Here is a 25,491-nt window from a genome sequence, read left to right on the forward strand (position 1 = left end):
CGAGCCATGTGTCAGATCGTGGCGTGTCGACCGTCGTTGGGATCATCGTCCTTGTGGGGATCACGATCGTGTTGGCTGGGGCGTTCGGCGCGATGGTACTCACACAGGCACCACCATCAGAGCCTCCGCAAGCGGTGTTCGCGCTCACCGCCGACAGCGCGACCCAAACGATCACGCTCACCCACGAGAGCGGGGCGGATCTCACTCCGGAGACGCTCCGGTTGACGATCGCTGTCGACGGCGAACCGATCGCCCACCAACCGCCGATCCCGTTTTTCGCTGCGAAAGGATTCATCGGTGGCCCGACCGGGCCGTTTAACAGCGCCTACGAGGGCAACTGGACGGCGGGGCAGTCCGCGAGCCTCCGGGTTGCGAGCACCAACACACAGTTTCAGGCGGGCACAATGGTGACTGTTCGACTGTACGCTGCCGACCAGCTAGTAGCGTCGCTCGAAACCCGTGTGTGAGAATCAGGGCGTGGCAACCGTGGTGATGGCGACTTCGGGACTGTGGGACGGTCCCATGAGGTGGTGCTCGAACTCCTCGAACCCCGCGCGTTCGAACATGCGGTCGGCTTCGGATTCGTCGTAAAAGAGCATGATCGCGTCAGCGAGTTTCTGGAACAGCGTCCGAGAAGGGTAGTTCGGACCGACGATGAGCACGCGTCCATCGGGTTTGACGACGCGCCGACACTCCCGGAGCGCTTCGACTGGATGCGGCCAGTACTCGATCGAACCGGACGACCAGACGACATCGAACGTCGAATCATCGAACGGCAGCCGTTCTGCGTCGCCGCGATAGAAGCGAACCGGTCCCTGACTCCCGAACTTCCGTTTCGCCTGTTCGAGTTGGTGGGGACTCTGATCGAGACCGTGGATCTGTTCGGTGTGTTCGAACAGCCCTTCGGTTGCAAACCCCGTTCCACACCCCACATCGAGCACGGTGTCATCCGCGTCGATGTCGAGCAAACCGATGGCCTCGGTGCGCATCTCTTCAGTCCAGATAAATGCGTTCACCTCATCATACACCCTGGAAAGATATTTGTAAAATATCCGTGCGCGAGCCTTGTGTTCGAGGAGTCCCATCGGGTCGACTTGCACGCACATCGCTATAACAGTGCGGATCGAGCACTCACACGAAACCGGTCTTTGCGACAATCAATTGACGACAGTCACTCAGTACACACAGGCTACTTCGCAACGCCCAAATAGCCGCTAATCAAATCTTCTTACGATATAAATATGGCCAGACCCGAGGTTCTGGATCGAATCAAGGAGGCCGAGGACGATGTCGATGATATCGTGGCTGAGGCAGAAACCGACCGCGAGGAGATCATCGCTGAGGCGCACGAACGAGCCGATGAGATACGCTCGGAAGCCGAACGGGAAGCCGACGAGCTGGCCGAACAGCGGCTCAGCGACGCCCAGGCGGAGATCGAACACGAGCGAGAATCGATCCTTGAGCAAGGAGAAGCTGAGCGTGAGGCCCTCGAAGCGAACGCGAGCGAGCGCGAAGCAGAAGTAATTGAGGAAATCCTCACGACGTTCGAAGAGACCGTCCATGCTCAGACCTGAGCGAATGAGCCGGGTGTCGGTGACCGGCTCCACCCAAGTGATGGACGACGTGATCGAAACCATCCACGAGATGCGTTTGCTCCACCTCACCGACTACGATGGGACGTGGGAGGGGTTCGATCCGGGGGACCCGATCCATGGGGCGGACGAGGCGTCCGAGAAACTCGTCACCGTCCGATCGCTCCAGAGTATTCTCGATGTGGATGAGGACACCGACGCGCCCGACCGCGTCGTTACCACTGAGGCGCTGGAGACCGAACTCGAATCCATTAGACAGTCGGTCAACGAACTCGACGACCAACGGAGTGAACTGACTGACCAGCTCCGGTCCGTCGAGGACCGCATCGAGACGATGGAGCCGTTTGCCACGTTGGGCATCGATCTCGATCTGCTTTCGGGATACGATTCGCTCTCGGTTGCGGTCGGTGACGGCGATCCGACGGCGATCGAAACGGCGCTAACGGAGGCAGACATACCGGAGTACGAGCTGTTCGAGGAAAACGGCGTCGTCGCCGTGTTCGCCCGCGTCGAGGACAAAACGCCACAAGATTCCACAAGCAGTACACAGTCCAGCACCCTCGAAGACGTGCTCGTCGGCACTTCGTTTTCTACCCACGAGATCCCCGACGCCGACGGCAATCCCGAAGAGTACATCGAGGAGTTGCACCACGAACGCCAGCAGCTCGAATCAGAGCTCGGGACGATCGAAGAGCAACTCGATGCGCTGCGATCGGAACACAGCGGCTTCCTGCTCGCAGCAGAGGAAACGCTGACCATCGACGTGCAGCGTCAGGAAGCGCCGTTGTCGTTTGCGACGACCGACAACGCGTTCGTTTCGGAGGGATGGATCCCCACTGAGCGGTTCGGAGAATTCGTGGAGACGCTCCACAGCGCCGTCGGTGACCACGTGGAGATCGACGAACTCGAACGCGCGTCGTACAACGGCGACGGCCACCTCATCGACCGCGAGGACGTTGGAGGCACGCCCGACAGAGCCGACCCAGCCACCACCGTCGAGGGGAGCGAGAAGGTCGCTCCCGATGGCGGCAGCATCGAGCAGTCGATGAGCAAAAGCGAGCCGCCGGTGGTACAGGACAACCCCGGCCCGGTTGCGTCGTTCGAGGCGCTCGTCGACGCCTACGCCCGGCCGAAATACTCCGAATTCGATCCGTCGATCATCGTGTTCCTCACGTTCCCGACCCTGTTCGGGTTCATGATCGGTGATCTCGGATACGGACTGCTGTACGCCGCGATCGGGCTAGCCATCGTCTCGAAATCCGACGGCGTCGTTGCGGATCTCGGCAAAATCGCGTTGTGGGCTGGCGGGTTTACGGCGCTGTTCGGCGTTCTGTACGGCGAGTTCTTCGGCTTGCACCAGCTCGGAGACATCGTCTGGGGCGGCCACCCACCGCTTCACAAGGGGTTGATCCCGGCCTACGGCGAGTTCGCTAATCTGTGGCTGGTGTTGAGCCTCCTCATCGGGATGGTTCACATGACGTTTGGCTACGTGTTCGATTTCTATGAGCATCTCAGCCACGGCGCAAGCGACGCCATCCGCGAGAGTGGCTCGTGGCTGTTGATGCTGTTCGGACTGTGGATATGGATCTTCGCCGGTACACCACCGGCCAACGTCGTACCCGGATTCCTCGTCGGATCGGGATCGGTGTTCAACGGGAACCCGATCGGACTCGAATTCACCGGACTCCCTGAAACGGTCGGTCTCATCGGACTCGGTGCCTTCATCGTCGGCGTGGCGTTGACCGCCACCACCGGGATCGCAGAGTTCATCGAAGCGGTGTTCCTGAAGGTGCTGTCCGACGTGCTGTCCTACACCCGGATCACGGCGGTGTTGCTCGCAAAAGCGGGAATGGCGTTTGCCGTCAACCTGCTCGTGTTCGGTGCCTACGAACACCACGGCGAGTACCACTTCCTCTTCTTCAGTGAGAAGGCACCCGGTGAAGTCCCTGCCGAAGAGATGATCTTCGCCGGACTCGTCAACGGCTCTGGCGTCGAGTTACTCCTCGGCGCGGTCGGTGGCGTGCTCATCTTCGTGGCAGGACACCTCCTCGTGCTCGCGCTTGGGGTGACCAGCGCCGGACTCCAGTCTATTCGTCTCGAATGGGTGGAATTCTTCCAGAAATTCTACGAAGGCGGCGGTGAAGAATACTCCCCGTTCGGACGCGTCCGTCGCTTCACAAGCGAGGAGTAAACCACCCCGGTCATCGTTTTGGATCGCTCGGTAGAACCATCACTCTGTTCTTCGCATTGTCCCGACAGAGGAACAAGGGCCCGAAAAATATGACACGCACCCATATTTTTCGCTATAACCTTATGAATTATGGACTCGGTACGTATTACCACGATATCGGAGAAAATCGTTTGAGAAGCTTTATGGGTACAGTATAATTAGACCCAACCGTTCGGATACGAGCGAATCCAAGAGAACCCACTAAACCATGATGGAACTCCAACTCACCGCAGCGTTTCTTAATGCGATGGTACTGCAAGCAGGTCAAGCTGCAATCCCACCCGCAACGGGTGCAGCGATCGGTTTCGGACTCGCAGCGATCGGGGCCGGCTACGCCGAGCGAAGCATCGGATCGGCAGCCGTCGGCGCGATTGCCGAAGACAGAGGCATGCTCGGGTACGGTGTCCTCCTGACGGTCATTCCGGAGACGATCGTCATTTTCGGACTCGTCGTCGTCTTCCTCCTCCAATAACCGCACCCGACTTTCCCTATCGATACTATGAGCCTTGATACGGTCGTAAAGGATATTCGAGAGGAAGCCCGCGCGCGTGCAGACGATATACGCGACGAGGCAGAGGAGGAGGCCCAGTCGATCATCGCAGAGGCCGAGTCGGAGGCTGAAGAGATCGTCGAACAGCGCGAGCGCGAGGTCGAACGAACGATCGAACAAGAACGAGAACAGCGCCTCTCAAGCGCCAAGCTCGAAGCGAAACAAGAGCGCCTCGAAGCGCGTCGCAACATCCTTGAGTCGGTCCGCGGATCGATCGAATCGGAACTCGCAGCGCTCGAAGCGAATCGAGAGGAACTGACCCGCAAGCTGCTTGCGGACGCTGCCGAAGAGTTCGACAGCGACGCAGCGGTTGATGTCTATGGACGCGCAGACGACGCCGAACTGATCGAGTCGATCCTCGAAGACGAAGCGTACGACGGATTCACCGACGCCGGCGAGTACGACTGTCTCGGTGGCGTGGTCGTCGAAAGCGACAGTTCACGGGTCCGTGTGAACAACACGTTTGATTCCGTGTTCGAGGATGTTTGGGACGACAATCTGCGCGAGGTGAGCGAGCGGTTATTCGAAGCAAAGAATGAACACGACGGTTGATACGGCGAACTACGGTTACGTCACGGCACGCGTTCGGGTCCGCCGGGCGGCCCTGTTCGATGAGGACGATTACCGCAAGCTCGTTCGCATGGGCCCGGGAGAGATCGCCCGGTTCATGGAAGAGACCGAATACGAAACCGAGATGAACGCGCTCGGTTCGCGTCACGACGGCGTCGATCTCATCGAGTACGCGCTCAACCGCAACTTAGCGAAGCACTTCGATGATCTGCTCACGTTCGCGGGCGGAGAGCTGTATGAGAACATCGCGCGGTATCTTCGGAAGTTCGACGCGTGGAACGTCAAGACGATCATTCGTGGTGTGTACACCGACGCCGGACAGCAGACGATCGCGGACGATCTGATCCGCGCCGGAGCGTTCTCTGATGAGCTGTTAGATCGGCTCACAGAGTCGACTTCGATCGAGATGGTTGTTGAGCAGCTGTCGAACACCATCTTCGGACCAGCGCTTGAAGCGGCCTACTCGGACTATGAGGAAACGGACGTGCTCGTTCCACTCGAAAACGCGATCGATCGCGCGTTCTACTCGGAGTTACTCGGTGATGTTCCAGAAAACCCCTCCGAGCCGACGAAGCTGTACGTTCAGTTGCTGCGTGCTGAGATCGACTTCCGAAACATCCGGAACGCGCTACGGCTCGCGCGCAGCGGTGCGGACATCGATCCCAGCGAGTATTTCATTTCCGGCGGGCAACTGTTCGAGGAATCGGAGCTAGAACAGCTCACAACCAACGTGGGTCAGCTCACGGAGTACCTCCGTCACAGTTCCTACGGAAGCGATCTGGAGGGCGCGCTGGATGAACTCGAAGAGGCAGACAGCCTCATCGAGTTCGAACGAGCGCTCGATCAGGCGCTGTTAGAGTACACGGACGCGCTAACGAATCGGCATCACCTGTCGATCTGTCCGGTGATTGCGTACATCCGTGCCAAAGAGAGAGAAGTCGACAACATCCGCGCGATCGCCCGCGGCAAGGAGGCAGGACTAACGGGCGAGCAGATCGAAGAAGAACTGGTGATCGTATGAGCCACCAGGACACCAACGCAAGTCAGGAGATCGGCGTCATCGGAAGCCAAGAGTTCACCACCGGATTCAGGTTGGCCGGCGTTCGTCGGTTCGAAACCGTTCCCGAGGAACGGAAATCAGAGGATCTCGACGACGCCGTCGAGACGATGGTGAACGACGACGGGATCGGGATCATCGTGATGCACGATGCGGATCTCTCGTACCTCTCCAGACAGCTACGGAATGAGGTCGAAACGAGTGTCGATCCCGTACTCGTCACGCTGGGTGGCGGAGCCGGAAGCGGTGGACTCCGCGAGCAGATCAAGCGAGCGATCGGTATCGACCTCATGGATGAGTGACGACAAGAGCGGCGATATCGGAGCGGCCGAAGGCGTAGCCGAGACACAACCCGGTCACCGTCGCTCGAAGCGACACCACTAATCCGGTCCGGTCTGAGGCACCGATCATCAACGGAATCGATCACACACAGTCAATCCACGCGAACCAACAAACCATGAGTCAGGCAACACAGGAGCAGACCGTCAGCGATGACGGCGTTATCGAAAGCGTGAGCGGTCCGGTCGTGACCGCCACGGACCTCCAAGCCCGGATGAACGACGTTGTGTACGTCGGTGAGGAAGGGCTAATGGGCGAGGTCATCGAGATCGAAGGCAACATAACGACGATTCAGGTGTACGAGGAGACCTCGGCCGTGTCCCCCGGCGAGCCAGTGACGAACACCGGCGAACCGTTGACGGTGGATCTCGGCCCGGGAATGCTCGACACAATCTACGACGGCGTCCAGCGGCCCCTCGACGTACTCGAATCCCAGATGGGGGCGTTCCTCGACCGCGGTGTCGACGCACCCGGTATCGACCTCGAAAAGGAGTGGGAGTTCACGCCGACGGTCGAAGTCGGTGAGGAAGTCGGTCCCGGCGATGTCGTCGGAACGGTCGATGAGACGATCAGCATCGAGCACAAAGTGCTCGTTCCCCCGGATTTCGAGGGCGGCGCGGTCGAATCGGTCGAAGACGGATCGTTCACCGTCACAGAGGCGGTCGTCACGCTCGATTCGGGCGAGGAGGTCACGATGCACCAAGAGTGGCCGGTGCGCGAGGCCCGTCCGACAGTCGAGAAACAGACGCCCACTACGCCGCTTGTGTCGGGCCAGCGCATCCTCGATGGGCTGTTCCCGCTTGCAAAGGGCGGAACGGCCGCGATTCCGGGACCGTTCGGCTCCGGAAAAACCGTCACTCAGCAGTCACTAGCGAAGTTCGCAGACGCCGACATCGTCGTCTACGTCGGCTGTGGGGAACGGGGCAACGAGATGACCGAAGTCATCGACGACTTCCCCGAACTCCCGGACCCACAGACCGGCAACCCGTTGATGGCCCGGACGTGCCTCATCGCTAACACTTCGAACATGCCCGTCGCGGCCCGAGAGTCGTGTGTGTACACCGGCATCACGATCGCGGAGTACTACCGCGACATGGGGTACGACGTGGCGTTGATGGCTGATTCGACCTCGCGGTGGGCCGAAGCCATGCGAGAGATCAGTTCGCGGCTCGAAGAGATGCCCGGCGAAGAAGGGTATCCCGCGTATCTCGCCGCGCGGCTCTCGGCGTTTTATGAGCGGGCGGGGTATTTCGAGAACGTGAACGGCACCGAAGGTTCCGTTTCGGTGATCGGAGCGGTCTCCCCGCCCGGCGGCGACTTCTCGGAACCAGTAACCCAGAACACGCTGCGCATCGTCAAGACGTTTTGGGCGCTCGATGCCGATCTCGCTGAGCGCCGTCACTTCCCGGCGATCAACTGGGACGAATCCTATTCGTTGTACCGCAGCCAGTTGGATCCGTGGTTCGAAAACGAGATCGCGGCCGACTGGTCGGAGACGCGCCAGTGGGCGATCGACACGCTAGACGAGGAGTCAGAGCTCCAAGAGATCGTCCAGCTCGTCGGGAAAGACGCGCTTCCGGAGGACCAACAGCTCACCCTTGAGGTGGCTCGGTACCTCCGAGAGGCGTGGCTCCAGCAGAACGCGTTCCACGACGTGGACCGGTACTGTCCGCCGGAGAAGACCTACCAGATCCTCACGGCAATCAAGGCGTTCAACGATGAGGCGTTCGAGGCGCTGGACGCGGGCGTGCCGGTCGACGAGATCACCTCGATCGACGCGGCACCGCAACTGAACCGTATCGCAACCACTCCCGACGAGGAGACCGAGGAATTCGTCACCGACCTCACCGAAGAGATCGCAAACCAACTCCAAGAGCAATACTGACATGAAAGAATATCAAACAATCACGGAGATCAGCGGTCCGCTGGTGTTCGTGGAGACGGACGAGCCGATCGGCTACGACGAGATGGTCGAGATCGAGACACCGTCCGGTGAGACGCGCCGCGGGCAGGTGCTTGAAGCGGCGAGCGATCACGTCGCGATTCAGGTGTTCGAGGGAACCGACGGCATCGATCGGGATTCGTCGGTTCGCTTTTTGGGTGAGACGCTCAAGATGCCCGTCACCGAGGATCTCCTCGGTCGAGTGCTCGACGGGTCCGGGCAGCCGATCGACGGCGGGCCGGACATCGTGCCCGACGAGCGTCACGACATCATCGGTGCCGCGATCAATCCGACAGCGAGAGAGTACCCCGAGGAGTTCATCCAGACGGGCGTCTCAGCGATCGACGGCATGAACACGCTCGTTCGCGGCCAGAAGCTGCCGATCTTCTCCGCATCGGGGCTGCCCCACAACGATCTGGCGCTCCAGATCGCCCGACAGGCGACCGTGCCCGAAGAGGCCGCAGACGAAGACGAGGAAGAATCGGAATTCGCTGTGGTGTTCGGCGCGATGGGGATCACCGCTGAGGAGGCAAACGAGTTCATGGACGACTTCGAGCGTACGGGTGCGCTGGAGCGGTCGGTGGTGTTCATGAACCTCGCTGATGACCCGGCTGTCGAGCGGACGATCACGCCGCGGCTGGTGTTGACGACCGCTGAGTACCTCGCCTTTGAGAAGGATTACCACGTGCTCGTCATCCTGACGGACATGACCAACTACTGTGAAGCGCTGCGTGAGATCGGTGCGGCCCGCGAGGAGGTGCCCGGTCGTCGTGGCTATCCGGGATACATGTACACCGACCTGGCGGAGTTGTACGAGCGCGCCGGCCGCATCGACGGTCGGGACGGATCGGTGACCCAGATCCCGATTCTAACGATGCCCGGTGACGACGAGACCCACCCGATTCCGGATCTGACCGGCTACATCACGGAGGGGCAGATCTATATCGATCGGGACCTTCAATCACAGGGCATCAGCCCACCGATCAACGTGTTGCCCAGCCTCTCGCGACTGATGGACGACGGGATCGGTGAGGGTCTCACTCGCGCAGACCACGCGGACGTTTCCGATCAGCTGTATGCAGCCTACGCGGAGGGTGAGGACCTGCGCGATCTCGTGAACATTGTTGGCCGCGAAGCGCTGTCCGAAAGCGACAACAAGTATCTCGACTTCGCTGAGCGGTTCGAGACCGAATTCGTCGATCAAGGATTCACTACCGATCGGGACATTGATGAGACGCTCGACATCGCGTGGGATCTGCTGTCGATGCTCCCCCGGTCCGAGCTCAACCGGATCGGCGAGGATCTCCTCGATGAACATTACACCGGTGACGAAGAACAAGAGCCGGTCGAAGCCACTGCGGACTGACCTGACACAACGTCGTCTTCGATCACCATTTTCCGAGCTACTTTAGTCGATGAGTGATACTATTAGAATATGGAATGGTCTCGTAACCGAGGGCTTGTCCTCCGAATGGCGGTGACGCTCGCGCTGCTCGGCGTTGTGACGTGTGTGTTCTTCGGCGTCGTGTATGGAGTCGTGGTTGGACTCCTCTTATTTCTGGAGTCCCATCCGCTGCTTCCGGCCGGTAACAGCGTCTGGCTCGGCGTCGTCGTAACTGGAATGTTTCTTACAGCGATCGTCTATCGGGAGTACTCCGGCAGACCCCTCGCTCTCAGATTCGTCGATTCACGTCCCACCCAGTCGGCAGCGGAGCGTTCGGAGTCGCTCCAGCGAACCGTCGAACAGTTGGCCCACCAGGCCGATCTCCCCGTCCCGACGGTGGTCGTCGCGGACTCGGAATTCCCGACCTCATACACGAGCGGACTGACACCCAACCGGGCGACGATCGTCGTTACGAGCGCGCTCCTCGACACACTCGACACAGAGGAGGTACGGGCCGTACTCGCTCACGAACTCACACACATCAAACACCGCGACGTGGCCGTCATGACCGTCGCCTCGATCCCCTTGATTATCGCTCGCTCGATCTACGAGTGGGCAGACGAACAGAGAAAAGGAGACAAAGATTTGATCGGAGTGGGTGTGTGTTACATCGTTTCCGGTGTATTCAGGATGCTCGGTCGACTCCTCATCAGATCGCTGTCGCGGTATCGGGAACTAGCGGCTGACCGGGGGGCTGTGGCGCTCACCGGCGCTCCAGTGGCGCTGGTGAGTGCCATCGCGAAACTCGATCGGCAGCTGGATGACGTACCTACCGAAGATCTCCGAGCGGGACAGGTATCGATCGAGGCGTTTTCGATCATCCCAATCGACACCCCAGTCGACGAACCCATTCGCCTCGGACCTAATGGCGACAGAATACCGGAACACCACAAGAACACGTGTCAGTTTCAAAAACTGACAGAGCCGCTGTTCGACACTCACCCATCAATGGATCGCCGCTTGGACCAGCTCCGAGAGATCGAAACGGAGCTGTAGTTTCAACAGCGCGGCAAAGAGTACGTCACGATCGCCTACGACTGTCGTTTGAACAGGAATTTCATATCGCCCGCGAACACTTGTTGGTCGTCTTGGTTTCTGACATCAGAATCGATGACGACCAGCCCGGCGTCGTCCCGGCTCTCCAGTTCGCGCCGATCAGTCACCTCGAACGTCGCTGTGAGCGTGTCACCGATGGTGACTGGGTTCGGAACGTCCATGTAGTTCATGCCCAGAAACGCGATAACGGTCCGTTCCACGAACCCACACCGCTGGACCAGTCCCGTGGCGATGATGAACGTCATTGGACCGTGAGCAATTCGTTCACCGTACGGTCCCTCCTCGGCGTATTCGGCGTTAGTATGGAGTTCGGTCCAATCACCAGTGAGCATCGAATGCGTCACGAAATCCGCTTCAGTGATCGTCCGGCCAGCGCTCTCGAACGTCGTTCCCTCCTCCATCTCCTCGAAGTAGTGCGGTTCGTAACTGTACGGCATAGCTCTATATCAAAACTCGACGATAAGAATGTATCGGACGGGGATCCCCAGCGGTGTGGCCGGGCTACAGTTGCCCACTGCCAGCAGTGACGAAGTAGCCGACGGTTTCAGTAACGTGGGTCGTTTCCGCGTCCTCACGGGTCTCCTCTTCGACTTCGATATCGACGCCCGTAGGGTCAAGCGCCTTATACCGAAGTGTCGCTGGGTCGCCGCCGTTCATCGTCTGGAAATCCGCAACGAACCGAGGAGAGGAAAACTGGCCGTCGAACGCGAGCCGCTGCCAGCCATCTGTCAGTCCCCTCATGTGACCGATTTCGACGGTCTTCGTTCCCATATCTACCGTTCCGGATTCGATCGCAACGTATCCGACCGACTCGTCGACGTGTCCCAACTCGTCTTGGGGGCGGCCGCTCTCCTCTTGGAGACGCACATCGAAACCGTCCGCGCTCACGTGGGTGTTTCGAGTGACGACCGCGTTCGCTCCGTGGTAGGTTTGTGGCTGGGTGAAGACCACGGGTGTCGTAGAAAAGTCCTGTGTGAAGGAGACTGTGCTGAATGTCTCGTCCACGGCCGTGGTTCCAACCTCAATGTCGATTCCGTTCACGGTGTGGGTGCCCTGCTCTGCCACGAGCTGTGAAATCGTTTCCGGCCGGTGGATGCCGTTGAGGTAATCCCACTCCTCGATCTTATACTCACAGCCGCTGGCGGTCACGTTTCTGACCCGCGCGTGACAGGGGTTCGCGCCGTTGAACTGGGAGGCGGGTTTCATGATGACGACCGGATTCGTGTACGAACCAGAAAAGGAGATGGACTGCCAACTGTCGGCGTCCTTCGACACCTGTCCGACCTCGGCGTGTAACGATGATCCATCTCCACCACCGCCAGCGCTCCGAGGGGCACCAATGCCTTCTGGAGGTTCGTCTTTCCCGTAGTGGTTGTTACTGAACTCGAAGCTCCGCCACTCGCTGTTGGTGTTCTTCTGCCGGAACGCCCCACCCTGCTGGTCCATGTTCTCCCCGTCCGGTTTCGACGGGTGGTAGAACCAGTTTTTCCTCACGGTCACTATGTCTCGTGGCTCACCCCGTATCGTGATCGCCTCCTGTTCGGGAGCACTGTACTCTTCGACGTGACTGTCGGTAAAGGTGAACGTGTTGCGGTGGATAGTGATCGTCTCACCGGCATACCCATCTTCTTGGTGGACATCGAAAGCGTGGCTGGTCGCCTCATCGACCAAATTGTACCGGGCCGTGTAACCACAGTTGTCCCCGCCTCTGGCCGCGATCGAGTGGCGATTGCGATCGAAGAAGTTCCATTCGATTGTCGGATGCCCAACGGTCACCCTGACGCCGTACCCGAATCCCTCCATCTGGTTGTTGTGGAAACTGTTGTGATGAATGTGAGGATCGATCGGTCCCTTATTGGTAACGCCGCTCATGACGGCCGTCTGAGACCAGCCGTACAGTTCGCAGTTGTCAATCTCACAGCCCTCATAGAAGAGCATGATGCCCATCGTTATATGAGCCTCCCGGGCGTCGATACACTCTTGATCGTCGTACTCCGGTCCGTCGTGACACGGCGGTTCCGGTCCCGGATTGAAATAGGACGTGTTCGGTCCTCGCAACCGAAGGCCGGTGATACGAACGTTCTTGCTCCGGACTTCGAAAAACGGATCTCCACCCGTGTATTCGTCCGTGTACAACAGCCCGCCAGCCGAGCCATCGATACCGCGACCGCTCGCCAGTGTTACCCCATCTGGAATTGGGATACCGGTTCTTGATCCGAGATCAATCGTCACATCGTTGGGAACGTACACCGTCTCTCCAGCCGAGGCATCGTTTTCGAGCCGCTGAATGAGACCGTCCCGAGTTCTGACCGTATAGTCACCCCCCGAAATCTTCCGACCGTACGCCTGTCCACCGCCGATCGGTGATCCAACCGGCGAGGGCTCACCTGGCGGTACCGACGCCGCGTCAACGGAACCCGCCGCGCTGTGCAACACGGGAACCGTCGCTACAGTCCCGGCAGCCAGCTTCAGATACTCGCGACGACTCGTCCGTCCATCAGTACTACTCTGTCCCGAATTCGCTCGGCCATGGCATAAGTCATCGTCCATGTGAGACGAAGGAATATCTCTAAGTCTATTAAATTATTGACTAATAGTTAGATCAAGATAACGATAGGGTGTGAAACAATACTAATATTTTACATAAGGATATTATAATAGCGTTGTGCGTCGATCGGAGAGACAGCTCTCGCGATGATCTCGGTGGACCGAGAACGGAAACGGATTCGACGAACTCGACCGCGAGACGTCGGTAGACGACTCATAGCCAACTGATCGGCCACGAAACTCTGCGTCGGTCTACCGCACTGACCACGGCAGGCGTGACCGGTCGCCAACTGAAATCACAGTGCGCTGCTATCCGGTGAACTCGTGGTAGCTGAGTTCGTGCTGTTTCATTTCGGTGCGCCGGCGTTCGAGGAACGCGTACACCGAACCGTGCGGTGCCCCCTCAAGGATCATTTCGGCGGCGCGACGGACGGCCTTTACCTCCTTGGGACGGCCGATGATGCCGAGCGTCGTACCGTAGATGACGACCGACGCGCCGGTGAGTTCCTCCATCAGTTCGCGTGTGCGACCGTCCTCACCAATGAGCCGACCCTTCTGTCGGCGGAGATCGTTTTTGTTGCGCGATGCGGCATCGATATCAACGACTTCGAACATCATCACGTCGTTGTCAAGCAATCGCAGGGCTTCCGTGGGTCGGAATCCCCGTCCGATCGCCTTGACGATCTCTGGTCCTTTTAACCCGAGTACCGGGTCTCCAACTGTCTCAACAGCGACCGAACCGGTTTCCGAATCGATGTCGAGCCGAACCTCGGCTTTCGACTCGATCTCCCGCATCGTTTCACCGCCCTCACCGACGAGCACGCCGATGCGGTCCTGCGGAATCGTCACGTGCTGCATACTTGTTGTAATCGGGGATCACGTTTTAACTATTCGGTGGAACGACTAGGGAGGTGTGCCTTTGTGATCGGTTACTTTAGATTGTATATATATATGTATGTATATTATAAGCTCTACACTGTGTTACTGGTGAGTAGAAGAGGTTGTTGACGAGCAGACGATCGAAAACCGATGGAGACAGCTTGCTCTTCGTGCATCGAACAGTTGACGATTCGGTGGGAACAGATCAGTCGTATGCCGTGAACGCGGGATCGACATCGGGAGTTTGTTCGTCTCGGATGACGTGTTCCAACAGTTCGTCACCAGTTACGTTTACGCCGAGTTGTGAGAAAAAGCGTGCAACGTTATGGCAGTCCCGTTCAAGGAATTCCCGGCTGTTTGGGTGGTGAATAGTCACCGCTTGTCCGAGATCGATAACGTACAGTTCGCTGTCGTGGATGACGAGGTTGTACTCGCTCAAATCACCGTGCACCAATCCGGCAGCGTACAACCGTCGAGTGTACTCTCGGACGACTTCGTAGGCGGTCTGTGGGTTCTCGATCTCCACCTCCGCGAGCCGCAACGCTCGCGTGTCGTTGCCAACGTACTCCATCACCAAGACGTTGCGCTCGGTCGTGATCGGCTTTGGGACGCGAACACCGGCCTCATGCGCCCGCTGTAAGTTCGAGAACTCCTTTCTCACCCACGAAAGCACGACTTTTTTCTTGTCATTTCCGATGCCGGAAAACCGAGGGTCACCATCGAGATACGCCCGCATCTGTTGGAAATCGCTCGCGTTGATGCGGTAGATCTTGACCGCGACCGTCTCCGAATCCCCCCGTGCAGTGTACACTGACGCTTCCTTTCCTGTCGAAACCGGCCCGCCAAAGGCGTCAATGTACCCGTCCTGCACGAGCTTGTAGATCGCCGCAAACGTCGCGTCGTCGAACACCGACGCCTCCACTTTGAACTGGTCGGCGTCCTTGATACGCTTGCGAAATGAAAGGAATTCCCGGTCTTGCTGCCGAGCGATACGATCGGACTCCGTGTCAGAGACATCGATCTCTTCCCACTCATCGCCCGGTGTATCGCTCATCTCCGTGTCGAGAAGGCCGTACTCATCGGACATACGTTACTTCACCCCCTGTTTGGCAGCAAACGACAATGGTGGTGAAAACCAGCGAGAACGCAACTCTCCTTCGTAAGCGCAGTTTCGCGATCGGTACTGGTGGACGCCCGATCGCAAAAAAGATGGGTGGAGAGTCATATTACATTTCCTGAATGTGTCCCTCTCGACGGAGTTGGTCTGCGTCCTGCTTCTCGTAGCGCCACGCCACATCGGCCTTTTCGTCTTGCCAATCCCACGGCTCGACAAGGACAACATCGTCCTCTCGGATCCAGATTCGCTTTTGCATTCGACCGGGAATGCGCGCTGTGCGCTCTTTCCCGTCCATACAGCGTACTCGTACGCGGTTCGCCCCCAGCATGTTCGTCACGACCGCAAACACTTCGTCCTCGTCGGGCATTCGCAGACTTTTGTGGCTCTCACTATCGCTCATGTTCCGTCTTTCGGCTGGCGGACGGTTAAGTCTCTCCCATCGCGGGGATCTCCCGCGTCGATGGGATCAACCACGCGACGTATCAGAGCGAGAGACACAGAAAAGGACACACCCGTGAACAGCCGGTGTATGATATACTACACCAATGATTTATACTGATGTAACTGATGAGTACAGTTAGAATGAGAGCAGTGGTCTTTCAAGGCCCGGAAGAACCGATGACGGTCGAAGATATCGATCGTCCAGAGTGTGATGACGACGGCATTGTCGTCGAAACCGAGGCCTGTGGTGTCTGTCGCTCGGATTGGCACGCATGGAAAGGCGATTGGGATTGGCTCGGGTTGATGATGACATCCGGGCTGGTTTTCGGTCACGAACCGTGTGGCACGGTCGTGGAAGTCGGTGACGAAGTCGAAAGCGTCCGAGAAGGGGATCGCATTACCGCCCCGTTCAATATGAGCGATGGCACCTGCCGCCACTGTATGAGTGGCCGAGCGAACATCTGTGAACGGTCTGTTCCGATGGGCTTTCTGGATTTTCAGCCCGGTGCGTACGCGGAGGAGTTCCCGGTCCGTGTCGCTGATCAGAACGCGATCACGGTGCCGGACGGACTCGACCCGGTTGACGTTGCCGGACTCGGCTGTCGGTTTGCGACCGCGTTCCACGGCGTTGCACACCGGGTCGATGTCGAACCCGGTGACACAGTCGCGGTCCACGGTTGCGGCGGCGTCGGTCTGTCAGCCATCATGACCGCGAACGCGCTTGGGGGTCGGGTTATCGCTGTCGATCTCGATGACCGCAGCCTCGAAATGGCCGAAGAGGTCGGTGCAGAAGAGACGATCAACGCCACCGAGGTCAAAGACGTGCCACAGACGGTCAAGTCGTTCACCCCGAGTAGCCGCGGCGTAGAGGTGAGTGTCGACGCGTTGGGCATCACGGAAACGTGTCGGAACTCTGTTAACTCACTCTGTAAGGGCGGGCAGCACCTCCAAATCGGGATGACCACTGCAGATGAAGGAGGGGAAGTACCGTTGCCAGTCGATATGATGGTCCAAGACGAGCGGGAGTTTTACGGGTCATACGGAATGCCGCCGCACGAATACGACGAGATATTCAGCATGATGGAATCCGGGGCGATCGATCCCGGACAGATCGTCAATGAAACGATCTCACTGGATGAAGTCCCAGAGAAAGTCGCCTCGATGGACGAATTCGACACTGTCGGAATCCCCGTCTGTAACGAGTTCTGACACAGGGACTGGCACGGTCATATCTGAGGGTTTATGGCGTGGTCGTCTATTAGCGTGGATATGATCGATCGACTCGGCCGTATCGGAATCGTGGGAGTGGTTGTCGTCATTGCTGGACTGGCACTCACAGCACTGGTCAATCCGTTGGTCGCTGGGGGAATCGCGCTCGTACTGGTGGGAACAGCACTCATTGTTCGCGGTGTAGTTGGTTACGCGTTAGAGGCGATGGGAATGAGTGGAATGGTGTGAGATTTAGCCACTGGTCGGTTCACCGCGTTCCGGTTCGTGGTTCGCGCGGTGTTCGCTGATGAGCTTATCAACGAGTTCCGACTTTTGGGATCGCTTGCGGTCGCGTGCGCGTTTGTGCCATTCCTCGACAGCAGCTGATATCTCCTGTTCGCGCGCGACCGCCAACTCGTCGATCTCTTGGATGGTCACTGTCTCGGCAGGCGCGATCGGGATATCGTGATCGAACAGCACCTCATCAGCGATGTCGCTCAATCCACCTTCTCGGAGGACAAGACGAGGATCACAGTCGGCCAACCGTTGTGCAGTGCTTTTTCCCGCTCCGCTAGCGTCCCGGAGGAGGATCACGTCGTCAGGGATCAGTCCGTACTGCTCGTCTGCGCGCTTGATCGCCCGCATGGTGAACTGATCGACGGTTTTCACCGGGGTGAGACCCTGTTTCTCCTCGGAGACATCCGCGAAATTAGAGTGATCGATCTTCCAGAGCTCTTTGAGCCGTTCGAGTTTGTTATCAAGAGTGTCGATCTCCTCGCTCTGGCGTTCGATCGTCTGTTGGTACTGCTCTGTTTTGCGCTCAAGCCGGGTGACCGCTTCGTTTTTACGGGCTTTCCGCCGTTCAGCGCGCCGGGCATCGCTCAACTTCCGTTCGTATTCCGCGATGCGATCGTCTTTCGAGTCGATTGTCTCTTCAAGCGTTTCGATGTGTGATTCAAGCCGCTCGATGCGTTCGTTCAGCCGTTTGATTTCCTTCTCTTCGGGGGATCGCTCAGGAGAGTCATCGGTCGTGTCCGTCTCCGAAGACTCTTCGTTGTCGGTGAGATCAGCAACGACTGTTTCGACGGATTCCTCACCTGCAACCACCCGCGCGGTAACCGTCCCCCGGTCCAGTTGTGCCGGGATCTTCCGGGCGATCCGTTCGAACTGGTCTTCGTGGTCGTCGAACGCAAACAGCGCTGCGGCCATTGCGTCCCGTTCGTGGTCGTTGTCGTAGCTGTTCTCTCGTGTTCGGTGTTGTTTGCGATCGATGGGGAGATCTCGCTCAGGCGTCCACGCGGCGGCGTCGAAGCTCCGGCGGATCTTTTCGACTGTTTCAGGGATCGGCGTCACATCGGCGGCCACGACGATCGGCTGCCCGCGCTCGATAATCCATTCGATAACATCGGCGGTGTCGCCAGTGCGCGTCGAGGACACGTCCAACACGGTGCCCCCGAGTCCAACGATGGCGATACCAGTCGTCGTGCCGGGATCGATTCCCACGAGAACGTGGTCCCGTCGCTTGGCAAGCGGCTGATACTCGATGCCATCGCGTCGTTCTCGTTCGATTTCGATGCGAACGTCGCCCGATCGCATCCGTGAGACGGGGATCTCTTCGGGACGGCTCTCAACGGTGAACACTGCCCGGGAGAGACCGCCGTACTTCTCGGTCCGTTCCACATCGAAATCAAGCCCGGCGTCTCGCAGTTCGGATTCGACATCCCGAGCAGTGGTTTTGACTGCTCCGTGAATCCGTCGGGTGTACCGGTCCTCACTCCAGCCACCGTTCCCGGTCGATCGGCCGCGGGCGACCTTGACGGTCGTCGTATCCGAAAACGCACGCACTTCTTGGCCGACGTTTGCGGCCGCGAGGCGTGCAGCGGCTTCTGCTTCCTTCATCGGCTTTTTCCCGTAGGGAACGCCGTGTCTGGAGGCGACCCGAGACAGCGGTTCGGGTCGCTGTGCGCCGGTGACCTGCACCAGTTTCGTCTCAGCTGGTAGCTCACGGAGGAGCTGAACGAGGGCGTCTTTGTCTGCCGCCAACTCGTAAGTGTTGTCCGTCGCAACGATGGCTGGCTCCTCGCGGGCAATCAGCCGGCGGAGCTTTCGAAACGACACCACATCACGGTCGATCTGTTCGCCGTCGAACGCGACGACAGCATACGAGGGCGCATCACCCCGCACGTCGCCACTCTGGATGTCGACCCCGAACACGACCGCGTCGAGTGCACTCGCGCGGGTATTCACACCGTTCGCTATGTACACGGCGGATATAAATCCATGGCGTGGTGCGACAGGGCGGCAAAGTCAGGACGTTTTGGCAGCTCACTGGTGTCAGACTACTCAGGTATATTCTTATATTTAAAAACATCGTTCGTTTAAACAGATCAGCAGTGATCCCACCTCTTTCAGATAATTTCTTGTCTTTATCTGTGATCTATACATTAGTTATAAAATATTAAACGGTTGTGAACAGTGTGGATATGGTTTCAAGCTGAGCTTGAAGACGTTTAATCACAACAATATAAAGTTCCCAACAGTCATGGGGTGTGTAGAGAACATCATCTATGCGCCGGGTCCGCCGCCTTGCGATCGTGTTGGTTGCTATCGGTTTAGTGATGAGTGCTATCTATGGGACGGGTGCATTTTCGAATTTAACAGCGTCACGCGACGCGAGCGTGAACGTCGCGGGCGATAAAGCTGGTTATCTGGGACTCACGCCCGGCGAGAACGGGCAGTACACCACGTACCAGAACGGCCAGCTACAACTCCAATTGAACGGCGCACTGGAAGGCGAAGACGCGCCAGTCGGTCAGGGGGTTAACCGTGATGCCACGACGGCCATCAATAGCGTCTTCATCATCACCAATCAAGGAACGCAATCAGTTGGTGTCTGGGTAGCAGACACCAGCGATCACATCGATTTCCAGCAGAATGGTGGTAACTCACTCGAAGGGAAGGGCAACGCTGTTGAACTCACATCGGGCGACACCGTTGCCGTCGGGCTTGCTATCGATACCACCGACACTGATCAACTCAACACGCAGCTCACTATTCACGCCGGCACCGAAATTACGGGCGACGCAGCAGGAACAGTCGGCAACGGTACCACTGGTCAGACAGGGAAACACTTCACACCACCGGGAAGCGATTCCGGACGATCAACTGCCAAAACGCCCACCAACGTTGGTGGTGGACAGGCGAAGACCACCAAGAAATCAGAAGAGCTGGTGACGATCGCGGGAATCACCCTCCACAAATCGGACAAGACAGCGTTCCAGGATGGGGCGATCTACGGCGATCGGGGGATGCCCGACGGGAATAATCCCCGGAGCACGTCCTCCTCACCGTTTTATGCGCTCGGACAGCTGGCGGTCGGGTTCGTCCCGGGAGTGGGGAACCTCGCTGACGCGCGCGATGCTCACCAGCAAGCCGATAATGGAGAGTTCGTGCAGGCAGTAATCTCTGGGGCCGCTGCGATCCCTGGAGCCGGATCGGTAGCTGATCCTCTCAAAGCCACTGGGTTTGCCAAAGACTGGCTGAAATACTTCCCCAGCAAGGGCGACGACATCGCTCCGCTGTTCGCCAAACACGTCGCTCCCCACATGCCTGACTCGCTGTCTGTGAAACTGCTTGATATCTTCACCGACGGGAAAGCCAGCAAACTCAAAGACAGCGGTAAATCCATCGATGAGATCGTCCAACGGGCGAAAAAAGGATCGCTCGATGAGAATCCTAATCAGGGCAAGCGGCTCGTCACTGATGGGGGATCCACGAAGATTCCAGATACTGTTTCGAAGAAAAAACTCAACAGCAAATTGGACCAAGCGGGAAAATTTCAGGGATCAAAGTTAGATAAATCCCTCAAACCAGAAGACATTACTAAATTTGGCAAAGACGATAACGGGAATTCGATTTACTTGACCGATACGGGAAAATGGAAAAAGTCTGAGACACAAATTCCTGGATGGAGACACATTGTTGAGCGCCATGTACATCCAAAATCTAACCATTATAAAGACTTTGAATACAATGATGGATATCCCACAAAACCTGCACAGGCAGCTGATGATACCGCAACCCTATACCCAAAAGCGATGGATAAAGAAGAAATTCAAGATCTCATCATGAAAACAGCAAGAAACGGCGAAGGGAAAAATAAAGACCAATTCACAAGAGTCATAACGCATGATATTCAGAAGAACAGTAAATATAATAAGAAATATGGTATAGAGGAAATGAAAGTTGTTATCCGGCAAAAAAGTGGACTAGTTAAAACTGCATACCCAACTTCAGGAGGAGTTAAATACAAAAACCTGTAAACGGGATTATGAGCTTAGATATATCCGTAGGATTCTTATCGCCTCCCGAAAATCCGGCTGACTTTCCCGGGCTTGAAGGAGGGATACGAATAACTGTCGATAATATTGTACTCACTCGGCGAAAAAATTTCCAATCATACTATGATGAACTATATAATAGTAATGGAAGACAACATGATCATGATCCTGCTGAATATCCTGGTCGATGGCTTAATTGGAATCTCGATGCGTTGAAAGATGCCGTTCTTCGATTTCAACAAGGTGAGTTCGACCGATATGAGGAGGTACCGGCAAAAATGGAAGACGAGCCAGGCTTTAGTACAATTATATTATCATTTTGCGACGGAGAGCATGTACGCATTGCATACCAGCCAGTTAGTGCTGATATTGGATATCATATCCCGGTCAAGTCAACAATTGGCTATTCTATCAATCCGGATGAACTGTGTCATGAACTCGTTGGATGTTATCAAGAATGTATTTGCTACGTCGAAAACGCCTACACAGATTGGGACTATGGTGACTTAAGTGAGGAGATCAATGAAATTCAGAGGTGGGCAGACGAACACATTCAGGAGTTACTCGCCGTCATATCTGATGATAACTGTTAACAGAGAAGTGTGTTGTTTCGCAACAGAGACGAGTCGATAGAAAGCCACGTGTGGACCGAAACGCTTCTCGAAACGGCTTCGAACACCGATCAGTAGATTTTCGCACCACACCCATCCTTCACACCGGCTGTGAATCCACGTCGTACCTCGACACCTCACTGTCGGCCGGAGTCGTTCGCTCCTCACTCCGTTTTGGGATAAGTCGTCGTTTCGAGTTGTAGACAACCACAAGACTGCTCACCGCCATGGCAGCGGCAGCGATCAGCGGCGTGATGAGTCCGGCGATAGCGATCGGGATAGCGACCGCGTTGTACAGTCCGGCCCAAACGAGGTTGTGTTTGATCCGTCGGCGGGTTGCGCTGGCCAGTTCGAAAATCGTCGGAACCGACGTCAATCGGTCGTCCATGATGACCGCGTCAGCGGCGTCAATCGCCAGCTCCGTGCCGCTGGCCACGGCGATTCCCAGATCAGCGCTGGCCAACGCGGGGGCGTCGTTAGTGCCGTCACCAACCATCGTCGTCGTGCCCCGCTCACAGAGCCCGCTAACAATGGCTCGTTTCGATTCCGGACGCACACCAGCAAAGACGTGATCAACCGCATCGTGTGCACCGAAGCGCCGCGCCAGCCGTTCGTCGTCACCCGTCAGCACGACGATCTCCCGGTCGTCTTCTGCCAACTCACTCACAACCGACTCCCACTCATCGCGCGGTGTGTCATGCACCGTGATAACGCCGCGAACGGTGCCATCCCATCCGACCGCGGTTGGATGGACGCCGGACTGATACGCCGTTTCGACGGCGTCCTGTACGGTATCAGGAATCGTCCATTCGTTGGTGTCGAAGGTGTCGGGATGGCCCACAACAACGCGCACGTCGTCGACGAGTGCAGAGACAGCGCGTTCATCGCGCTCGAACGCACTCACCGACCGATCCGGTGTCGGGGGCGCTTTCTCGTCGATCGCCGCGGCGAGTGGATGGCTCGATCGGCGTTCGACAGCAGCTGCCCGGGCGAGGATCTCCGAGGACTGCTCACCGATCACAGCAGCAACACTCATTTCGCCCGTGGTGAGCGTGCCTGTCTTGTCGAACACGACGATGTCCGAATCGTCGATCCGTTCGAGAACAGAGTCGTTGAGGACGAGAACGCTCTCAGAGGAGGCATCACGGCTGCCGGCCGACAGCGCAAGCGGCGTTGCGATCCCAAGCGAACACGGGCAGGAGATCACCAACACCGACACTCCGATCATCACGGCCGTGCTAACGGAAGCACCACTCAGCAACCATCCCACGGTGGTACCGGCCGCCAGCAAGAGAACGAGCGGAACGAACACGACTGCAAACCGATTGACAAGCCGCTGCGTTCCCGAGTCACCGCTTTTCGTGTTCCAGAGGAGTTCAATGAGCCGATCGATCGTGCTGGTTCCGTCCGGACCGACTTCAAGCACCACCGTGCTGTCAGTCAGCACCGACCCACCGAGCACACGGTCACCGACGGTTTTGGTCTGTGGGATCGACTCGCCCGTAATGAGCGATTCGTCGACGGCGGCCGTCCCCTCAACGATCGTCCCATCGATCGGCACGCGTTCACCGGGTTTGACGAGCAACCGATCGCCGGCCGTACACGACTCCACGGAGACCGTCTCGGTGGGTCCATCCTCGGTGAGTCGACGGGCATCAGTCACCCGCGATTCGGTGAGCGACGAGCGGTCACCGAGTGCCGTTCGTTTAATCCGCGATTCGACGTGATTCCCGACGGTCACGACGACGAGCACCATGACCGCAACGTCGAAATACGGATGCCGACCGCCCATCACGTACGTCGCTATCGAGTAGAGATAGGCGGCCACGACCGCGATCGAGACGAGCACGTCCATGTTGGGTTGGCCGACGCGGAGACTCACGTACGCGCCCCGGAAGATCGGATAGCCCAGCCCGAGCACAATGAGCGTGCTCCACACCGCGAGCGGAGCGAACACCATCGACGCCATGGTTCCTCCGTAGAGGAAGCTCTCCTGGTAGATCCCGAGGTTCACCGGATAGATGAACAGCAGATACGGGAACATCACCGGCATAGCAAGTATCACCGAGATGATCGCGCGGTACCGGCCAAACTCGAGTCGATTTCTGAGTGAGCTATCCTCTTCATCGGGAGCACTAGCGTGATAGCCGAGACGACTCACCGCGTCTGACAGCGATGCTTCCTCGATCGTGTCGGGATCGTACACCAGCCGAACCATTTCGGTCGCGTAGCTCGCTTCCGCCTCGTGGATCCCGTCGGTGTCCGTTGCGAGCAGTTCGATGAACCCTTCACAAGTTTTACAGTGCATTCCGTCGACCGAACGGTACGCTGTCTCCGCACCGTCTGTATCGGACGGAACGGACGAGTCGGTCGACTCCGCAGCAACGCGCTCTCTGAGATCGTCGACCGACACTGGAACCGAATCCGCAGCCTCTGCGGTCTCCGCGTCGGTGTCTTCGAGCAGTCGAGCGATCTCCCGACAGCCTCGACAGCAAAACAACTCCGTTCCGTCCGCGGTTTCCTCGGTGATCGGCTGTCCGGTTATTTGTAGCTCGCAGAGTGAACAGGTTGACATAATTGGATCAGTGCATCATCGGATTGAGTGGTTGATAGAACGGAATATCCGGCATTGGGAGTTCGATGCCAAAGCGCATGAGACCCATCGTGAGCAACACGTAGCCCAGCGCCACGAACAACACGCCGAGACCCCGGTGAACGACCTGTCGCTGCCGAGCGCTCACTGATTGAATGAGCGTGCCGTAGAGGAACACGGTGGGGATGGTGCCGAGACCGAGCGCACCGAGCGCGAGCGCGCCGTACACCGGTGAGCCTTGTGCGAAGACGTACAGGAACGCGGGATACAGCAACATACACGGCAACAGTCCGTGGAGCGCGCCGAGACCGACGATACCGACGCCGTTGACCCACCGATCAATTCGGCTGGAGATGAGCGCGTAACTCCGAGCGAACAGCGAGCCGATACCAGCTTTCGAAACGACCGCTTCGGCGGATCCTTGCCGGTAGCCACCCAGTCGTGTTGCTCCCATGATAATGATCATGCCACCGACGAGTACGCCGACACCGCCCTGTACGGGGGTAATCACCCCTGCGAGGCTGACGGTTTCGTACAGCAGCGCGCCAAGTAGTCCGAATACGAAACCCAGCGCCGCATAGCCAATCGTTCGTCCGAGGTTGAACAAGGCGTGTTGGCGGACTTCATACGATGTGAGCGCGCCCTCCCACCGGTCATCGGTCTCCATTCGCTCGGCGTACGTTGTCACGAGCGGGCCACACATGCCGAGACAGTGTGCCCCGCCGAACAACCCGATCGAAAGGAACACGAGCAGATCGTATTCTCCAGCGAACCCACCGCTTGCCGCGGGAAGCACACCGATCCCCGACGCCAGAGGTTGACCGACGATATCACCAGAACCAGACTGCAACGCGTTCTGGGTAGCAGCCAGAAGGTGAAGGCTTCCGGCGGCAGCGAGGGATAGCGGGGTCATCGACTTTGTGGATGTAGTAGCGAGTCGCCATTACGCGTTGTGGTTCAACACCCACTTTTTT

The 25,491-nt window shown here is 57.8% G+C and carries 24 protein-coding genes; 14 read left to right on the forward strand and 10 right to left on the reverse strand.

Annotated elements, in window-relative coordinates:
• The first annotated feature begins 8 nt into the window (after positions 1-8).
• Entirely contained in the window at positions 9-467 is a 459-nt protein-coding gene (locus EIK79_RS09040) for a type IV pilin (protein WP_124954797.1), read from the forward strand.
• A gap of 3 nt (positions 468-470) precedes the next feature.
• On the opposite strand, the gene EIK79_RS09045 is transcribed toward EIK79_RS09040, so the two are convergent.
• Positions 471-1,085 carry a methyltransferase domain-containing protein gene (locus tag EIK79_RS09045; protein WP_124954798.1) on the reverse strand — a complete coding sequence of 205 codons (615 nt, stop codon included), beginning with the start codon at positions 1,083-1,085 and terminating at the stop codon, positions 471-473.
• A 156-nt stretch (positions 1,086-1,241) separates the two neighbouring features.
• On the opposite strand from EIK79_RS09045, the gene ahaH reads away from it, so the two are divergent.
• The 6 genes from ahaH to EIK79_RS09075 all read left to right on the forward strand — a co-directional run bounded on the left by ahaH (position 1,242) and on the right by EIK79_RS09075 (position 6,301).
• Positions 1,242-1,574, forward strand: coding sequence for an ATP synthase archaeal subunit H (gene ahaH, locus EIK79_RS09050; RefSeq protein ID WP_124954799.1), 333 nt, complete (start codon positions 1,242-1,244; stop codon positions 1,572-1,574).
• Positions 1,561-3,783 carry a V-type ATP synthase subunit I gene (locus EIK79_RS09055; RefSeq protein ID WP_124954800.1) on the forward strand — a complete coding sequence of 741 codons (2,223 nt, stop codon included), beginning with the start codon at positions 1,561-1,563 and terminating at the stop codon, positions 3,781-3,783. The genes ahaH and EIK79_RS09055 overlap by 14 nt, the downstream gene beginning before the upstream one ends.
• A gap of 250 nt (positions 3,784-4,033) precedes the next feature.
• The gene (locus EIK79_RS09060; RefSeq protein WP_394337779.1) at positions 4,034-4,294 is read left to right on the forward strand and encodes a hypothetical protein; all 261 of its coding nucleotides are present in this window, start codon (positions 4,034-4,036) and stop codon (positions 4,292-4,294) included.
• A gap of 27 nt (positions 4,295-4,321) precedes the next feature.
• Entirely contained in the window at positions 4,322-4,924 is a 603-nt protein-coding gene (locus tag EIK79_RS09065; protein WP_124954802.1) for a V-type ATP synthase subunit E, read from the forward strand.
• The gene (locus EIK79_RS09070) at positions 4,908-5,963 is read left to right on the forward strand and encodes a V-type ATP synthase subunit C (RefSeq protein WP_124954803.1); all 1,056 of its coding nucleotides are present in this window, start codon (positions 4,908-4,910) and stop codon (positions 5,961-5,963) included. Before EIK79_RS09065 ends, EIK79_RS09070 begins: the two co-directional genes overlap by 17 nt.
• Entirely contained in the window at positions 5,960-6,301 is a 342-nt protein-coding gene (locus tag EIK79_RS09075; protein WP_124954804.1) for a V-type ATP synthase subunit F, read from the forward strand. The genes EIK79_RS09070 and EIK79_RS09075 overlap by 4 nt, the downstream gene beginning before the upstream one ends.
• On the opposite strand, the gene EIK79_RS18990 is transcribed toward EIK79_RS09075, so the two are convergent.
• Positions 6,288-6,410, reverse strand: coding sequence for a hypothetical protein (locus tag EIK79_RS18990; protein WP_267900531.1), 123 nt, complete (start codon positions 6,408-6,410; stop codon positions 6,288-6,290). The genes EIK79_RS09075 and EIK79_RS18990 overlap by 14 nt on opposite strands.
• 46 nt (positions 6,411-6,456) lie before the next feature.
• Between EIK79_RS18990 and EIK79_RS09080 the strand changes: the two genes are divergently transcribed.
• The 3 genes from EIK79_RS09080 (at position 6,457) to EIK79_RS09090 (ending at position 10,720) form a co-directional block, all read left to right on the forward strand.
• On the forward strand, positions 6,457-8,223 hold the full coding sequence (locus EIK79_RS09080; protein WP_124954805.1) for an ATP synthase subunit A: 1,767 nt from the start codon (positions 6,457-6,459) through the stop codon (positions 8,221-8,223).
• 1 nt (position 8,224) lies between these two features.
• Positions 8,225-9,646, forward strand: coding sequence for an ATP synthase subunit B (locus EIK79_RS09085; protein ID WP_124954806.1), 1,422 nt, complete (start codon positions 8,225-8,227; stop codon positions 9,644-9,646).
• A 69-nt stretch (positions 9,647-9,715) separates the two neighbouring features.
• Positions 9,716-10,720, forward strand: coding sequence for a M48 family metalloprotease (locus EIK79_RS09090; RefSeq protein ID WP_124954807.1), 1,005 nt, complete (start codon positions 9,716-9,718; stop codon positions 10,718-10,720).
• Between the two features lie 35 nt (positions 10,721-10,755).
• On the opposite strand, the gene EIK79_RS09095 is transcribed toward EIK79_RS09090, so the two are convergent.
• From EIK79_RS09095 to eif1A, 5 genes are all read right to left on the reverse strand, one after another.
• Positions 10,756-11,217: a MaoC/PaaZ C-terminal domain-containing protein gene (locus EIK79_RS09095; RefSeq protein WP_124954808.1), complete on the reverse strand. Its 462-nt coding sequence runs from the start codon at positions 11,215-11,217 to the stop codon at positions 10,756-10,758.
• 64 nt (positions 11,218-11,281) lie between these two features.
• Positions 11,282-13,330, reverse strand: a complete 2,049-nt coding sequence (locus EIK79_RS09100; RefSeq protein ID WP_124954809.1) for a right-handed parallel beta-helix repeat-containing protein — start codon at positions 13,328-13,330, stop codon at positions 11,282-11,284.
• Between the two features lie 306 nt (positions 13,331-13,636).
• Positions 13,637-14,185, reverse strand: a complete 549-nt coding sequence (locus EIK79_RS09105) for a KH domain-containing protein (RefSeq protein WP_124954810.1) — start codon at positions 14,183-14,185, stop codon at positions 13,637-13,639.
• A 226-nt stretch (positions 14,186-14,411) separates the two neighbouring features.
• Positions 14,412-15,293: a serine/threonine-protein kinase Rio1 gene (gene rio1 / locus EIK79_RS09110; protein WP_124954811.1), complete on the reverse strand. Its 882-nt coding sequence runs from the start codon at positions 15,291-15,293 to the stop codon at positions 14,412-14,414.
• Between the two features lie 139 nt (positions 15,294-15,432).
• Positions 15,433-15,723, reverse strand: a complete 291-nt coding sequence (gene eif1A / locus EIK79_RS09115) for a translation initiation factor eIF-1A (protein WP_124954812.1) — start codon at positions 15,721-15,723, stop codon at positions 15,433-15,435.
• A 182-nt stretch (positions 15,724-15,905) separates the two neighbouring features.
• Here eif1A and EIK79_RS09120 point away from each other — a divergent pair, with 182 nt between their 5' ends.
• Entirely contained in the window at positions 15,906-16,973 is a 1,068-nt protein-coding gene (locus tag EIK79_RS09120) for a zinc-dependent alcohol dehydrogenase family protein (protein WP_124954813.1), read from the forward strand.
• A gap of 60 nt (positions 16,974-17,033) precedes the next feature.
• The gene (locus tag EIK79_RS09125) at positions 17,034-17,222 is read left to right on the forward strand and encodes a DUF7470 family protein (protein ID WP_124954814.1); all 189 of its coding nucleotides are present in this window, start codon (positions 17,034-17,036) and stop codon (positions 17,220-17,222) included.
• 3 nt (positions 17,223-17,225) lie between these two features.
• On the opposite strand, the gene EIK79_RS09130 is transcribed toward EIK79_RS09125, so the two are convergent.
• Complete coding sequence (locus EIK79_RS09130) at positions 17,226-19,220, reverse strand: DUF460 domain-containing protein (protein ID WP_124954815.1); 1,995 nt, start codon at positions 19,218-19,220, stop codon at positions 17,226-17,228.
• A gap of 320 nt (positions 19,221-19,540) precedes the next feature.
• Here EIK79_RS09130 and EIK79_RS09135 point away from each other — a divergent pair, with 320 nt between their 5' ends.
• On the forward strand, positions 19,541-21,295 hold the full coding sequence (locus EIK79_RS09135) for a hypothetical protein (protein WP_124954816.1): 1,755 nt from the start codon (positions 19,541-19,543) through the stop codon (positions 21,293-21,295).
• 8 nt (positions 21,296-21,303) lie between these two features.
• Entirely contained in the window at positions 21,304-21,906 is a 603-nt protein-coding gene (locus EIK79_RS09140; RefSeq protein WP_124954817.1) for a hypothetical protein, read from the forward strand.
• 118 nt (positions 21,907-22,024) lie between these two features.
• Here the strand turns inward: EIK79_RS09140 and EIK79_RS09145 are convergent, their stop codons facing one another.
• Together EIK79_RS09145 and EIK79_RS09150 are read right to left on the reverse strand one after the other, a co-directional pair.
• On the reverse strand, positions 22,025-24,499 hold the full coding sequence (locus tag EIK79_RS09145; protein WP_124954818.1) for a heavy metal translocating P-type ATPase: 2,475 nt from the start codon (positions 24,497-24,499) through the stop codon (positions 22,025-22,027).
• Between the two features lie 7 nt (positions 24,500-24,506).
• Positions 24,507-25,346, reverse strand: a complete 840-nt coding sequence (locus EIK79_RS09150) for a sulfite exporter TauE/SafE family protein (RefSeq protein ID WP_233738069.1) — start codon at positions 25,344-25,346, stop codon at positions 24,507-24,509.
• Between the last annotated feature and the right edge of the window lie 145 nt (positions 25,347-25,491).

Origin of the sequence: Halocatena pleomorpha (assembly GCF_003862495.1) — an archaeon.
Lineage (GTDB): Archaea > Halobacteriota > Halobacteria > Halobacteriales > Haloarculaceae > Halocatena > Halocatena pleomorpha.

Bases quoted from the DNA above. Each gene is read 5' to 3' on its own strand.
- EIK79_RS09045 (WP_124954798.1), bottom strand. From the start codon at position 1,085: ATGGGACTCCTCGAACACAAGGCTCGCGCACGGATATTTTACAAATAT.
- EIK79_RS09065 (WP_124954802.1), top strand. From the start codon at position 4,322: ATGAGCCTTGATACGGTCGTAAAGGATATTCGAGAGGAAGCCCGCGCG.
- EIK79_RS09060 (WP_394337779.1), top strand. From the start codon at position 4,034: ATGGAACTCCAACTCACCGCAGCGTTTCTTAATGCGATGGTACTGCAA.
- EIK79_RS09145 (WP_124954818.1), bottom strand. From the start codon at position 24,499: ATGTCAACCTGTTCACTCTGCGAGCTACAAATAACCGGACAGCCGATC.
- EIK79_RS09055 (WP_124954800.1), top strand. From the start codon at position 1,561: ATGCTCAGACCTGAGCGAATGAGCCGGGTGTCGGTGACCGGCTCCACC.
- EIK79_RS09095 (WP_124954808.1), bottom strand. From the start codon at position 11,217: ATGCCGTACAGTTACGAACCGCACTACTTCGAGGAGATGGAGGAGGGA.
- EIK79_RS18990 (WP_267900531.1), bottom strand. From the start codon at position 6,410: ATGATCGGTGCCTCAGACCGGACCGGATTAGTGGTGTCGCTTCGAGCG.
- EIK79_RS09140 (WP_124954817.1), top strand. From the start codon at position 21,304: ATGAGCTTAGATATATCCGTAGGATTCTTATCGCCTCCCGAAAATCCG.
- EIK79_RS09135 (WP_124954816.1), top strand. From the start codon at position 19,541: ATGCGCCGGGTCCGCCGCCTTGCGATCGTGTTGGTTGCTATCGGTTTA.
- EIK79_RS09085 (WP_124954806.1), top strand. From the start codon at position 8,225: ATGAAAGAATATCAAACAATCACGGAGATCAGCGGTCCGCTGGTGTTC.
- EIK79_RS09105 (WP_124954810.1), bottom strand. From the start codon at position 14,185: ATGCAGCACGTGACGATTCCGCAGGACCGCATCGGCGTGCTCGTCGGT.
- EIK79_RS09080 (WP_124954805.1), top strand. From the start codon at position 6,457: ATGAGTCAGGCAACACAGGAGCAGACCGTCAGCGATGACGGCGTTATC.
- EIK79_RS09070 (WP_124954803.1), top strand. From the start codon at position 4,908: ATGAACACGACGGTTGATACGGCGAACTACGGTTACGTCACGGCACGC.
- EIK79_RS09125 (WP_124954814.1), top strand. From the start codon at position 17,034: ATGATCGATCGACTCGGCCGTATCGGAATCGTGGGAGTGGTTGTCGTC.
- EIK79_RS09120 (WP_124954813.1), top strand. From the start codon at position 15,906: ATGAGAGCAGTGGTCTTTCAAGGCCCGGAAGAACCGATGACGGTCGAA.
- EIK79_RS09075 (WP_124954804.1), top strand. From the start codon at position 5,960: ATGAGCCACCAGGACACCAACGCAAGTCAGGAGATCGGCGTCATCGGA.
- ahaH (WP_124954799.1), top strand. From the start codon at position 1,242: ATGGCCAGACCCGAGGTTCTGGATCGAATCAAGGAGGCCGAGGACGAT.
- EIK79_RS09100 (WP_124954809.1), bottom strand. From the start codon at position 13,330: ATGGACGATGACTTATGCCATGGCCGAGCGAATTCGGGACAGAGTAGT.
- EIK79_RS09090 (WP_124954807.1), top strand. From the start codon at position 9,716: ATGGAATGGTCTCGTAACCGAGGGCTTGTCCTCCGAATGGCGGTGACG.
- eif1A (WP_124954812.1), bottom strand. From the start codon at position 15,723: ATGAGCGATAGTGAGAGCCACAAAAGTCTGCGAATGCCCGACGAGGAC.
- rio1 (WP_124954811.1), bottom strand. From the start codon at position 15,293: ATGTCCGATGAGTACGGCCTTCTCGACACGGAGATGAGCGATACACCG.